Annotated in this window: 14 protein-coding genes; 4 read left to right on the top strand and 10 right to left on the bottom strand. The window is 72.7% G+C overall.

Features of this window, described 5'->3' with window-relative positions; all coding sequences use genetic code 11:
- Nucleotides 1-24: 24 nt before the first annotated feature.
- Nucleotides 25-816, top strand: a complete 792-nt coding sequence (locus BGO91_RS11695) for an NAD(P)-dependent oxidoreductase (RefSeq protein ID WP_290472931.1) — start codon at nucleotides 25-27, stop codon at nucleotides 814-816.
- Between the two features lie 11 nt (nucleotides 817-827).
- Here the strand turns inward: BGO91_RS11695 and BGO91_RS11690 are convergent, their stop codons facing one another.
- Nucleotides 828-1,748, bottom strand: coding sequence for a zinc-binding dehydrogenase (locus tag BGO91_RS11690; protein ID WP_290472930.1), 921 nt, complete (start codon nucleotides 1,746-1,748; stop codon nucleotides 828-830).
- 321 nt (nucleotides 1,749-2,069) lie between these two features.
- On the opposite strand from BGO91_RS11690, the gene BGO91_RS11685 reads away from it, so the two are divergent.
- From BGO91_RS11685 to wecB, 3 genes are all read left to right on the top strand, one after another.
- A complete protein-coding gene (locus BGO91_RS11685) occupies nucleotides 2,070-2,297 on the top strand; it encodes a hypothetical protein (RefSeq protein WP_290472929.1) in 228 nt (75 codons plus the stop codon).
- On the top strand, nucleotides 2,287-2,913 hold the full coding sequence (gene xrtR / locus BGO91_RS11680; protein ID WP_290472928.1) for an exosortase R: 627 nt from the start codon (nucleotides 2,287-2,289) through the stop codon (nucleotides 2,911-2,913). Before BGO91_RS11685 ends, xrtR begins: the two co-directional genes overlap by 11 nt.
- A gap of 393 nt (nucleotides 2,914-3,306) precedes the next feature.
- Entirely contained in the window at nucleotides 3,307-4,428 is a 1,122-nt protein-coding gene (gene wecB, locus BGO91_RS11675; RefSeq protein WP_290472927.1) for a non-hydrolyzing UDP-N-acetylglucosamine 2-epimerase, read from the top strand.
- A gap of 13 nt (nucleotides 4,429-4,441) precedes the next feature.
- Here the strand turns inward: wecB and BGO91_RS11670 are convergent, their stop codons facing one another.
- The 9 genes from BGO91_RS11670 to BGO91_RS11630 form a co-directional block, all read right to left on the bottom strand.
- Nucleotides 4,442-4,729, bottom strand: a complete 288-nt coding sequence (locus BGO91_RS11670; RefSeq protein WP_290472926.1) for a hypothetical protein — start codon at nucleotides 4,727-4,729, stop codon at nucleotides 4,442-4,444.
- Nucleotides 4,726-4,875 (bottom strand): hypothetical protein, encoded by a 150-nt coding sequence (locus BGO91_RS11665; protein WP_290472925.1) that lies wholly within the window; start codon nucleotides 4,873-4,875, stop codon nucleotides 4,726-4,728. The genes BGO91_RS11670 and BGO91_RS11665 overlap by 4 nt, the downstream gene beginning before the upstream one ends.
- 166 nt (nucleotides 4,876-5,041) lie before the next feature.
- Nucleotides 5,042-6,028, bottom strand: coding sequence for a DUF4862 family protein (locus BGO91_RS11660; RefSeq protein ID WP_290472924.1), 987 nt, complete (start codon nucleotides 6,026-6,028; stop codon nucleotides 5,042-5,044).
- Nucleotides 6,025-6,720 carry an N-acetylmannosamine-6-phosphate 2-epimerase gene (locus BGO91_RS11655; RefSeq protein ID WP_290472923.1) on the bottom strand — a complete coding sequence of 232 codons (696 nt, stop codon included), beginning with the start codon at nucleotides 6,718-6,720 and terminating at the stop codon, nucleotides 6,025-6,027. Before BGO91_RS11655 ends, BGO91_RS11660 begins: the two co-directional genes overlap by 4 nt.
- Nucleotides 6,717-7,745, bottom strand: a complete 1,029-nt coding sequence (locus BGO91_RS11650) for an ROK family protein (RefSeq protein ID WP_290472922.1) — start codon at nucleotides 7,743-7,745, stop codon at nucleotides 6,717-6,719. The genes BGO91_RS11655 and BGO91_RS11650 overlap by 4 nt, the downstream gene beginning before the upstream one ends.
- A gap of 11 nt (nucleotides 7,746-7,756) precedes the next feature.
- Entirely contained in the window at nucleotides 7,757-8,683 is a 927-nt protein-coding gene (locus BGO91_RS11645; RefSeq protein ID WP_290472921.1) for a dihydrodipicolinate synthase family protein, read from the bottom strand.
- A gap of 104 nt (nucleotides 8,684-8,787) precedes the next feature.
- A complete protein-coding gene (locus BGO91_RS11640; protein WP_290472920.1) occupies nucleotides 8,788-9,579 on the bottom strand; it encodes an ATP-binding cassette domain-containing protein in 792 nt (263 codons plus the stop codon).
- Complete coding sequence (locus BGO91_RS11635; RefSeq protein WP_290472919.1) at nucleotides 9,576-11,633, bottom strand: dipeptide/oligopeptide/nickel ABC transporter permease/ATP-binding protein; 2,058 nt, start codon at nucleotides 11,631-11,633, stop codon at nucleotides 9,576-9,578. Before BGO91_RS11635 ends, BGO91_RS11640 begins: the two co-directional genes overlap by 4 nt.
- Nucleotides 11,634-11,635: 2 nt before the next feature.
- Nucleotides 11,636-12,589: an ABC transporter permease gene (locus BGO91_RS11630; RefSeq protein WP_290472918.1), complete on the bottom strand. Its 954-nt coding sequence runs from the start codon at nucleotides 12,587-12,589 to the stop codon at nucleotides 11,636-11,638.
- Between the last annotated feature and the right edge of the window lie 12 nt (nucleotides 12,590-12,601).

Genomic DNA, 12,601 nt, shown 5'->3' with positions numbered 1-12,601 from the left:
ATGGTGCGGACGATGGAGGCAGCAATGGCACAGTTCGCGATCACCGGCGGCAACGGGCGTATCGGCCGCTCGATCATCCCGCGCCTGCTCCGGCACGGCCACCAGGTGCGCTCGATCGACGTCACCGAGGCTCCCGACGACGCCACGTGGGAGCACGTCCGGGCGTCGATCTCGGACAGGGATGCGCTCGCGAAAGCGGTGAAGGGCGCGGACACGCTGATCCACCTCGCCGGCGTCGCCTCGGAACGGCCGTGGAGCGAGATCGTCGAGGAGAACATCGACGGCACCCGCAACACCCTCCAGGCCGCGTACGTGGCGGGGGTGCCGCGCGTGATGCTGGCGAGCTCGATCCACGCGGTCGGCCTGACCCCGGCCTCCTCCGCGAAGGACGCCCGCGTCCTCCCTCCCCGTCCCGACACCTACTACGGCATGAGCAAGGTCGCGATGGAGGCGCTGGGCAGCCTGTACGCGGACCAGTTCGGCATGGCGGTGGTCTCGGCGCGGATCTGCACCTTCGAGGAGCTGCCGGACACGTCGCGCTCGCTCGCGACGTGGCTCTCGCCCGGCGACGCGACGCGGCTCGTCGAGGCGGTGGGCGCGCTCACCGAGCCGGGCCACCGCATCGTGTGGGGCGTCTCGGCCAACCGTCCCGGTTGGTTCGCACTGGAGGAAGGCGAGGCGATCGGCTACTTTCCGCAGGACGACGCCGTCGCGATCGCCGAGCGCTCCGGAGCGACACTCGAGCTCCCTGACCCCGATCAACCGCTCGGCGCCCCGTTCGGCGACGAACGGCATCCCGTCGGGCTGCGCTGGTAGCCACGCGGGGATCAGGTGAGCGCGACCGCGACCTTGCCGCGGGCGTGCCGCGACCGCTGGTGATCCACGGCGTCGCGGAACTCCGCGAACGGGTACACCGCCTCCACGGGGATGCGGAGGCCGTCGTCGCGCACACGCAGCAGCAGCTCGTCCAGGGCGCCGGACCGCGCATCCGACCCGTTGACCGCGCGGGCGCCGGGCGGTGGATCGTCCGCCTCGATCGTGACGACGCGGCCGGGCTGCGCGCCCAGCGCGAGAGCCGCGACCGCCGTCTCGGTCGCGAACAGATCGGCCCCGGCGGTCACGCCCGCGGGTGACAGCGCCCGCACGCGCGCCTCCAGCCCGGGCCCGTAGCGCACCGGCTCGGCTCCGAGCGAGCGGATGTGGTCGGCGGAGGCCTCCGAGCCGGTGCCGAGAACGCGGGCGCCGGAGCGGACGAGCAGCTGGGTCAGGATCGTCCCGACCCCTCCTCCCGCGGCGCCGACGAGCACGACGTCGCCCGGGCCCGCGGCGAGCGCGTCGGCGACGGCGCAGGCGGTGCGTCCGGCGACGTCGACCACTCCCGCCGTCCGGTCGGCGACGCCCTCCGGGGTGCGATGGATGCGTGGATCGCCTTCCGCGAGCACGATGTGGTCGGCGAGGGCGCGGCCGCGGGCGCCCCCGTACACGCGGTCGCCCACCGCCCAGCGCGTCGTCTCCGGTCCGATCGCGTCGACCACGCCGGCGAAGTCGTTGCCGTATCCGGAGGGGAGGGACACGCCGAACGCCGACGCGAGCTCCGGTGACGCGACGATCTGCCAGTCCACCGGGTTCAGTCCCGCCACCGTCACCCGCACGCGGATGTCGGACCCGTCAGGGGCGGGCACCGGGCGTTCCGCGATGCCCAGCACGTCGGGACCGCCGAACGCGTCGTGCTGCACGAACCGGCTCATCGGAGGGGCGTCTCTCATGCATGCGGCAACAGGGCCGGACTCGCGGTATTCCCCCGTTACGCCCGGCTCCTGCTACGTCGGCCGGGGGGACGTGTCTACGGAATCCGGCCGCGCAGACTACTGAGCGGCCGCACGCACTACCGATTTGCGGGTATTCGCATCGCACACTGGAATCCGATCCCAACCCGATCAGGATCTCCCCACCCGAACCAGCATCACGTTGCATGTGCAGCGGGCGTCCTAGCGTCCCTGCATTGCTTGCTTTGCGAGTCGGCGTTCGAGGGATCTCCAACGCATCCGGCTCACGAAGCGAGGTTTCCCATGTATCAGACCGCTCCCATCGGCGGTGGTCTCACCGTCGGCGGTGTTCTCGCCGCCACGGGAGGTGGATCGATGATGACCGTCATCGGCGTCACCATCGTCTGCCTCTTCCTCCTGCTCGGCGGGCTGATCCTCCTGCGGATCGCCGCCCACCGCCGCGAAGACAAGGCCGAGCTCGCCGCTCTGCCATCCCGCCGCCACGCGATGGGAGGCCGCCATGTCGGTTGACGCCACCCAGACGATCACCGCTCCCCGCCGACGCGCCCGCCGCGGATTCCCGCTGAAGCGGGTCGCCGCCTGGCTGACCGCGCTCGCCCTGTTCGCGGCCGGCGCCCTCGTCATGCTGAACGAGAGCGTGGTGCGCACGTTCGAGGCCCGCACCATGGTCACGATCGCCCACGACATCCTCGGCTCCGAGGCCGCCCTCGCCTGGAAGGACGGCAACCCGAGCATCGCCTTCCCCGCCGGCGACAGTTGGGTGCTCGCGGTCGTCACGATCCAGTGCGCCATCGCCCTCTACCTCGGCCCCATCGCGTTCCTCGCCGGTGTGCTCGCGCTGCGTCGCGGCGTCAAGCTCCACCGCGTGCTGCTCGCCGCCGCGGCCGGCATCGTCGGGATGATGCTGCTCAGCCTCCTGCGCCTCGGCCTGCTGATCTACGCCTGGAGCACCTGGGGCATCGAAGCGTTCCGCTGGATCCACGGTCCCGTCGGCACCATCCTGATGCTCGTCGGGATGGCAGCCGCCCTCATCGTGATGACGGTCGTCGCCTTCAAACGGCCCACGACCGACGGCCGACCCGCAGGCACGGGCCGACGCGCCGCCCGCGCCGACAGGCACGACTAGTCCCCCTCGGTGGGCGCGCGGTCCGCGCGCCCACCACCTCCACCACCCACACGCTCACAAGGAGCCGCCCGCTGCGGATCGCACGCCGCAGCACCCACAGCAACGCCGACACCACCCGTCAGGAGCAGAGCCTTGGTACCCATCTTCGCCGTCGCCTCCTCGGTCGTCATCTGCATCTCGTTCGCCTACCTCTGGCGGCGGCGTTGCGTATCTGGACTAACGGGTGGTCCATGCGCTTTGAGAGGTCGGCCGTCCCTCCCTTGGGCGGCCGGCCTCTCCACTCCCGAATCCCGTCACCCGCCCCTTCCCGCCCCTTCCCGGCCGCCCCGTACCCGACGGCCGAAGCGCACCCGTCTCCGCTCCCTCCTGCGCACCCGACTGAGAGGAACCCCCATGCCCGCCACCCCTCACGGCATCGCCATCGTTCTCGGAACCCGCCCCGAGATGGTCAAGCTCGCCGGCATCATCCACGAGCTCGGCCCCGAGAGCCGCGTGATCCACACCGGTCAGCACTACGACCGGACGCTCTCCGACTCCGTCTGGGAGGCCCTCGGCCTCCCGGAGCCCGAAGCGGTCCTCTCCGCCGGCGGCAGTGGCCGCGCGGCCCAGATCGCGTCGACGCTGAAGCAGCTCGACACGATCTTCACCGCCCGCCCGCCGAAGGCCGTCGTCGTGCAGGGCGACACCAACGCGACCCTCGCCGGCGCACTCGTCGCGAACGCGTTGGGCATCCCGCTCGTGCACGTCGAGGCGGGACTGCGCAGCTTCGACCGCGCCATGCCCGAGGAGCACAACCGGGTGATGGTCGACCACATCGCGGACCTGCTCTGCGCGCCGACCTCCGTGAACGTCGAGAACCTGCGCGCCGAGCAGATACCGGCCGAGCGCATCGTGCTCACCGGCAACACGGTCGTCGAGGCGGTGCAGGCCCAGCTGCTGCCTCGGCACGCGGCCGCGGCCGTGCTCGCCGGCCTCCGACTCTCCGTCGACGGCTACGTGCTGGCGACCATCCACCGCCCCGAGAACACCGACGATCGGGAGGCGCTGGCCACCATCCTGACGGAGCTCGCCGCTCTGAGCCTTCCGGTCGTCCTCCCCCTGCACCCGCGCACCCGCGCCCGCATCCACGCGTTCGCGCTCGACCCGCTGCTGCAGGGCCTGCACGTCATCGACCCCGTGACGCCCCCGGAGTTCCTCGCGCTCGCGTCCGCGGCCGCCGTACTGGTGTCCGACTCCGGCGGTGTGCAGGAGGAGTGCAGCGTGCTCAAGCGCCCCCTGCTCGTCGTCCGCGCCTCCACCGAGCGCCCTGAGGTGATGGGCTCCTTCGCCGACCGCGTGCTCCCGGGCCCGCAGATCTCCGAGATCGTCGAGCGCTGGATCGGCGACCTCGACGCGGTCCACGCGGAGCTGGAGCGCCTCCCGAGCCCGTACGGCGACGGCACCGCCTCTGCGCGCGTCGCGCGGGAGATCCAGAACCTCGTCGGTGGTCCGCGCGTGGAGCGCCGGGCCGCCTGAGCACCGGCCCGGGTCAGCCGCTCGTCGAGTGCCTGCCCTTCCCGGTCGTCAGGTCGATGAAGGAGCCTCGACGCGGCGGCGGACCCTGCCGCCGGCGCAGGACGACCGCGCAGCAGATGCCGCCCGCGGCCGCAGCGAGCGCCGCCGCGGCCGTCAGCACGACGCTGCCGGCCGCGTCGCCCGCTTCGGGGAGCAGCTGCGTGCCGACCAGCACCAGGACGAGGGCCGCGACGCAGAACAGGCCCACCGCGCTGAACGCCACTCCGATCGCGCCGATGAAGACGCGCTGCAGGCGGGTCATCGGGTCGAGGTCCGCGGGGTCGCCGCGGCATCGTCGCTGCGGCGGTGCACGGCGATCCTTGGTTCGTGGTCGTGGCGTTCGCCGCAGAGGCAGCCGACCCGGATCGGTTGGCCCGACAACTGGCTGATGAAGATCTCGGCGTGCACGGCCATCTCCTTCGACGCTCGGAGTCCGCGCGGGCACGCGGGTTGCGCCGATGCTAGAGCGCGCGAGCGCGGCGAGAGGTACGCGGGCCCCGGATTTCAGTAGTGCCGAGCTCGCCGTTGGGTAGGCAATGCCCGCATTTGGCCCGAATGTCGCGTTTCGCGTCGCCTAACGCGACATTTGGACCGAATGTGGCGCGGCCATTGTGCGCGTGAGCAGGGTGGTGGCGGCGTCGACCATCGCGACGCGCGGCGCGACGCCGGCGGAGGGATCCGCCCAGCCGAATTTCACTCCGGCCCACTCGATCGGGCCGGCGGCCGCCACGGCCGCGGCGAGCCGCTCGGCGGTGAGGAGGGAGGCGGGCTCGCCGTACGGGAACCCGGGACCCGGGGTCATCGGATGGTGCGCGTCGACCCACGCGGGGCCGAACGGAGTCGCCTGGTCGGCGGCGCCGGAGAGCATGAGTCCACGAAGGCGACCGGAGGCGGCGACCCGCGCGATCTGAGCGGCGACGGCGTCCCCGTCGCGCAGCTCGATCGCCGAGCGGCCCCAGTTGACGCTCATCCCGAAGCGGTCGGGGAGGCCGTCGAGCGCGGCGAGCTCGTCGGCGACGGCGAGGAAGCCCTTCTCGGGCGCCCGGCCCGGCACGAGCGCGTCGCAGTGCTCGACCACGAGGGCCGCGCCGTCGCCGGCGCCGGTCTCGGCGAGGGACTCCAGCGACTCCCGAAGCGCGGCGACCGCGGCGTGCTCGGCCGCGGGGTCCGCCGAGGCGACCGGCGCGCTGTGGAGCTCGACCGCGATCGCCGCGCGGCGGCCGCAGGCGTCGTTGAGGCGCTCCGCCGCCTCCAGCATCCGGACCGCCTCGGCCACGGCATCGGCCCTCCCCTCCGCGTCGGGGGAGGCGAGGCCGAAGCGCGGGTCCCGGCCGAGCCGGCGCATCGTGCCCGGGATGCCGGTGAGCACGGCGTCGAACCGGCGCGGGAACCGGCGCAGCAGCCAGGCGTCGTCGTGCGGGTGCAGGCCGTCGATCCAGGGCAGCTCCAGTCCCCGCACCGTGGCCAGCGCGGCGAGGCCGTCGAAGTACTCCTCCTCGGCCTCCGGCGCCCACTGCGCGTGCGCGGGAGAGGCCGCATAGGCCCCGACGAGGACGCTCATCGGGCGACGGCGTCCGCGAACCACCGGGTGATGGTCGCCGGGTGGGTGATCGCGGTGCCGACGACGACGGAGTAGGCACCCGCGTCGATCGCGGCGCGCGCCTGCTCCGGGGTGTGGATGCGGCCTTCGGCGATCACCGGGACCTCCACGGCGGCGGCGATCTCGGCCACCAGCTCCAGGTCGGGGCCGGCGAGTTTCGGCCGCTCGGACGTGTAGCCGGCGAGCGTCGTCCCCACGCAGTCCGCGCCGGCTTCGACGGCGGCGAGCGCGTCGGCGAGCGATCCGGTGTCCGCCATGACGAGCGTGCCTGTCTCATCTTTCAGCCGGCGGATGGTCTCGGCCAGGTCGAGCCCGTCGGGGCGCGGGCGTCGGGTGCCGTCGAGCGCGACGATGTCCGCTCCCGCGGCGGAGACCGCGATGGCGTGCCGCAGCGTGGGGGTGATGAAGACGCCGTCGTGGCCGTCCTTCCAGAGGCCGATCAGCGGCAGGTCGACCCGCTCGCGGATGAGGGCGATGTCGCCGAGCCCCTGGGCGCGGATGCCCACGGCATGGCCGGTGAGCGCCGACGCGGCGATCTGCGCCATCGTCTCCGGGCTGCGCATCGGCTCGCCCGGATACGCCTGGCAGGAGACGACGAGGCCGCCGCGGAGCGCCGCGAGCGGGGCGGAGGCGGGGAGGGTGCGGGAGGTCATGCGCGGGCTCCGATCGGAGAGGAGGGGACGGGGTCGGAGTCGGGCGAGGAAGCCGACGAGGGCGACGACGACGAGGGCGAGGTCGACGACACGAGAGCGGCGTCGAAGGCCAGCGCGCCGGCACCGGCGAGCGCGGCCGCCGTGCCCAGCGCGGCCGGCACGACAGCGCGGTCGCGGACGAGGTCGATCGCCTCGGCCGCGACACCGTCGCGGAGCGGTCCCCACCAGAGCTCGGAGGTCTGGGAGAGTCCGCCGCCGACCACGACGACGTCGGGGTCGAGGGCGTTGAGGAGGCCGCCGATCGCGCGGCCGAGCGCGCGTCCCGCGATCTCGACCACGGAGAGCGCCAGCGGGTCCCCCGTCTCGGCGAGGGCGAAGACGGCTCGTGCGTCGGCGACCGGCTCCTGACCGCCACGGCGGAGGTAGGCGGCGTGGATCGCGGGCCCGGCGGCGATGGTCTCGACGTGACCCTGACGGCCGCAGGTGCACGGCAGGCCCTGGGCCTCCACGACCGGCATGTGCCCGAAGTGGCCGGCGGCGCTCGACGCACCCACGAGCGGAACGCCGCCGACGATCAGGGCTCCGCCGACGCCGGTTCCGGCGGCGACGAGGAGCACGGTCGACCGCCCGCGGCCCGCGCCGTACCGGGCCTCGCCGAGAGCGTGGGCGCGCACGTCGTTGTCGACCGCGACGGGGAGCCCGAGGGCGGACTCCGCCTCCGCTCCGATCCGCGTCCCCGCCCAGCCGGGCAGGGTGTCCGTGGCGGAGAGGACGGTGCGCGTGCGCGGGTCGACGACTCCCGCCGCGCCGATGCCGACGCCGATGAGCGGGGCGTCGCTCGCGTGTGCCGACGGGGCCGCGGCGATCACCTCGGCGGCGAGTCCGATGACGGTGGCGAGCACCGCCTCCGGTCCCTCGGCCGCGGGGGTGGGCGCCTCCCGCCGGAGCAGCACCGAGCCGTCCGCGGCGACCAGACCGGCCGCGGTCTTGGTGCCGCCGAGGTCGACACCCACGGCGTACCCCATCGGCCGGGGGCTCATCGGACCAGGAGCCCCGACTCCTCGACGATCGCGCGGATGCGCTCGACGGCCTCGCCCTCGAGCGCGGGCACGGGGTGCGCCATCCGGTTGCTCTCGATCACGCCGAGCGCCTGGAGCGCCGTCTTGAAGGCGCCGAGCCCGGCCGCCTCCCCGCTCACCCCCTGCGCCTGGAAGACGATCTCGAACAGGGAGGCCAGGCCGTCCTGGATACGCTTGGCCTCGGCCCAGTCGCCCGCCCGCGCAGCGGCCACGAGGCGCACGTACGACGCGGGGTCCACGTTGCCGAGGCCGGGAACCACGCCGTCCGCTCCGGCGAGCAGGGCGCCGTCGACGACGATCTCGTGCCCGGTGAAGAGCACGAGCGGGCTGCCGGCGGCGCGGTTCGCCGCAACCAGACGGCGGAAGCCCACATCGTCGCCGCTGGAGTCCTTCACACCGGCGAGCACGCCTTCGAGACCGAGGCGGACGAGCAGCTCGTGGCCCAGCTTGACGTGCACGCGGACCGGGACGTCGTAGGCGAACACCGGCAGCGCGGTCGAGGCGGCCACGGTGCGGAAGTGCGCCTCGATCTCCTCGAGGCTCGGACGGACGTAGAACGGCACGGTCGCGACCACGGCATCCACCCCGGCGAACTCGGCCAGCCGGACCTGCTCGACGACGCGGGAGGTGGACATGTCGTTCACCCCGGCGAGCACCGGCACGCGGCCGGCGGCGATGCGCACGGCCTCGCGCAGCACCTCGCTGCGGGCGGCGTCGGTCAGGAATCCGACCTCGCCCGAGGAGCCGAGAACGAACAGCCCGTCGACGCCCGCCGCGATCTGCGACTCGATCAGACGCTCGAACGAGGCCACGTCGAGCGCGCCGTCGGGCGCGAACGGGGTGACGAGCGGCGGGACGACGCCGGCGAAACGGGAAGTGCTCACAATTCTCTCCAATGGTGGTGCGTAGTGGCGGTGCAGGTGGTGCGGCGGTGCGGGTGATGCAGGTGGTGCGGTGCCGGCCGGCGGGTCAGGCGCCGGCCGGCCGTTCAGAGCAGCGTCGGCGCGGCGCCGAGCAGCGTGCGCGTGTAGTCGTCGGAGGGGTGGTCGAAGACCTCGGCGGCCGTCCCCTCCTCGACGATCCGGCCGTAGTACATGACGACGATGCGGTCGGAGACGTAGCGGACGGTCTGGATGTCGTGCGAGATGAAGACCATCGCGAGGTTCAGCTGCTGCTTGAGGTCGCCGAGCAGGTTGAGGATCTGCGCGCGCACCGAGACGTCGAGCGCGCTCGTCGGCTCGTCGGCGACGATGAGGTCCGGCTCCAGCGCCAGCGCTCGGGCGATCGCGACGCGCTGCCGCTGGCCCCCCGAGACGTGACTGGGCAGCACCTCGGCCGCCGACCGGGGCAGCCCGACCAGGTCGAGCAGCTCCAGGATGCGGCGCTCGCGCTGGGCGCCCGTCCCGATCCCGTGCACATCCAGCGGGTCGCGCAGGATGTCGTGGATGCTCAGGCGGGCGTTGAGCGCGGTCGACGGGTCCTGGAACACGATCGACACCGCGCGGCCGAGCTGGCGGCGGGTGGCGCGATCGCGGCTGAGGACGCTGCGGCCCTGGTAGAGCACGTCGCCCTCGGTCGGCTGCTGCAGCCCGACGATCACCCGGGCCAGCGTCGACTTGCCGCAGCCGGACTCGCCGACGATGCCGATGGTCTCGCCGCGCCGGATGGAGAGACTCACGTCGTTGACGGCGTGCACCTTGTCGGGGCGGAACAGCTTGCCCGTGCGGGCGGTGTGTCCGACGTGGACGTGGTCCAGCGTGAGGATGTCGTCTCCGGTCACGAGGCCGCTCCCTTCTGTGCGAACGTCTCCGCGAGCGCGGATCGCTCCGCGAGCGCGACGTAGTGGTCGCTCGTCCCGTCGACGAGTCGCAGCTCGGGCCGGATGTCGCGGCCGACGCCGGGGCGTTCGACGGAGCGCGCGGCGAAGCGGTCGCCCGTCGCGAACTCGCGCGGCGTCGGCACCGTGCCGGGGATCTGGTGGAGGCGGGACGCGCCGGACTCGATCGACAGCACCGACCCGAGCAGGCCGCGGGTGTACTCGTGCTGCGGGTTGCGCAGCAGCTCCACGGTGGGGGCGCTCTCGACCACCTGACCGGCGTACATGACCGTGATCCGGTGGGCGACCTCCGCCACGAGGGCGAGGTCGTGGCTGACGAACACCAGAGCGAAGCCCAGCTGGGCGCGCAGGTCGTTGAGCAGGTCGATGATCTGCGCCTGCACGGTGACGTCCAGTGCCGTCGTCGGCTCGTCCGCGACCACCAGCTTCGGGCTGCGGGTCAGGGCCATGGCGATCAGCACGCGTTGGCGCTGCCCTCCCGAGAGCTCGTGCGGGTAGCTCTTGAGCGTGCGCTTCGGGTCGAGTCCGACCAGCTCGAGGAGCTCCTCGGCCGAGCGTGTGCCGCCGCGCTTGAGCAGCTGGTTGAGCTGGGCGCGGATGAGCATCGACGGGTTGAGGGAGCTGAGCGCGTCCTGGTAGACCATCGACATCTCGTGGCCGCGGAGGGCGTTGCGCTGCTTCTCCGTCATCGTGAGGAGGTCGCGGCCCTCGAACAGCACGCGGCCGGTGACCTCGGCGTTGGCGGGCAACAGGCCCATGATCGCCAGGCTGGAGAGGCTCTTGCCCGAGCCCGACTCGCCGACCAGTGCCATGGTCTCCCCCGGCCGCACGGCGAACCCGAGCCGGTCGACGACGGCGACGTCTCCGTGCCGCTCCGGGAAGCGGATGGAGAGGTCCTCCACCTGCAGGAGGGGCGGCACGTCCCCGTCGAAGACGAGCCGGTCGGTGCGGAGCGCCTCCGCCTCGCCGAGACGCTGCAGGTGCTGCGCCAGGGCCGGGTCGATCCGGCGGTTCTCCATCGGGTCGGCGTCGGTGAGAAGCTCGAACTCCTCCTCCTGCACACCGGCGGCGTCCAGCGGCTCGGCGGCGGCGAGGGAGGCGGTGCCCGCGTCGTTCGGCAGCTCCTCCGGGGCCACGGCGCGCTTGCGGACGCTCGGCCGCACCATGGCGTCCGTCAGTCCCTCGGCCAGCACGTTGAGCGCCAGCACCGTGATCAGGATGAGCAGGCCGGGGAAGAGCGTCGCCCACCAGCCGCCCGCGAGGAGCAGGTTCTTGCCGCTGGAGATCACGTTGCCCCAGGACGGCGCCGGCTCCTGCACGCCCGCCCCGATGAAAGAGAGGCTGGCCTCGAAGACGATGGCGTCGGCGACCAGGATCGTCGCGAAGACGAGGATCGGGGCGGCGCAGTTGCGGAAGACGTGCTTGAGCAGGATGTACGCGGTCTTCGCGCCGAGCACCCGCTCCGCGGCCACGTAGTCCTCGCCGAACTGGCTGAGCACGTTGGCCCGCACGATGCGCGCCAGCTGCGGCACGTAGAGGAAGGCGATGATCGCGATGAGCACGGGGAGGCTCTTGCCGAACACGGCGACGAAGACGATCGCGAGCGCGATGCCCGGGAACGACATGATCACGTCGAGCACCCGCATGATGCCCTCGTTGACCCAGCGGTGCGCGGTCGCGGCGATGGCGCCGATCGTGCCGCCGACGATGAGGGCGAGCGCCGTGGCGCCCACGCCGATCGCCAGCGACGAGCGCGCACCGTAGACGAGGCGCGAGAAGATGTCGCGGCCGCTGCGGTCCGTCCCGAACCAGTTGTCGAGCGACGGCGGCTGGGCCGGGATGCCCGACTTCAGGGGGTCGTGCGGCGCGACGAGCGGCGCGAACACGGCCGCCAGGACGACGATCACGAAGAAGACCAGCGCGATCTTGGAGGAGATCGGGAGCGCCCGGAAGCGCAGTCCCGGAGCGGAGAGCCGCTCGGCGAGGGTGCGTCTCATCGTTACACCGTCCTGATTCTGGGGTTGACGACCAGGTAGAGCAGATCGACGATCGTGTTCACGATCACGAAGGTGAGCGCGATCGTGATGGTGACGCCCTGGACGAGGTTGGTGTCGCCCGCGGTCACGCCGCCGAGGATGAGTTGGCCCATCCCGGGCAGGTCGAAGATGACCTCGATGACGATGGCGCCGCCGAGGAGGTAGCCGACGCGCAGCCCGAGCACGGTGATCGGGGTGATGAGCGCGTTGCGGAAGACGTTGCGGCCGATCACGACCGTGCGCGGCAGCCCGCTCCCGATGGCGGTGCGCACGTAGTCGCGGTCGAGCTCCTCGACCATGGACGTGCGGACGACGCGGGTGAGGGAGGCCGCGACCGGGACGGCGAGCGCGACGGCGGGGAGGAACATCGACTGCAGCCACCCGGTGAACGAGTCCTGCGGGGAGGTGTATCCGCCGGTCGGGAAGATCGGCCAGGTGAGCGCGAACTGCTGAATGAGCAGGATGGCCAGCCAGAACGACGGCACCGCGATGCCCGCGATCGAGACGACGCGGATGACCTGGTCGGGCCACCGGTCGCGGTAGAGCGCGGCGACGACGCCGAGGATCGCGGCGACGACCACGGCGATGACCAGGCCGAGGAAGGTCAGCTGCAGGGTGAGCGGGAAGGCGGTCGCGATGAGGCTGCCGACCGGCTGCGCCGGCGGGACCGTGTTGCCGAGGTTGCCCTGGAACAGGTGGCCGAGGAAGCCGAAGTAGCGGACGATCAGGGGGTCGTTGTAGCCGTTGTCCTGGCGCCACGCCGCCTTCGCCGCGTCGCTCGCGCTCTCGCCGAGGGCGTTCGTCGCCGGGTCGGTGGGGGCGAGCTGCAGGACGAGGAAGACCAGCAGGGTGATGCCGAGGATCATGAACGGCAGCGCGATGAGGCGGCGGCCGGCGAGGCGCACGAGTTGGGCCATGCGGTGCTCCTA

This window comes from Leifsonia sp. 71-9, assembly GCF_001898805.1.
Lineage (GTDB): Bacteria > Actinomycetota > Actinomycetes > Actinomycetales > Microbacteriaceae > Leifsonia.
Note: the sequence above shows the minus strand (reverse complement) of the source record. Positions and strands in the feature narration are given on the sequence as shown.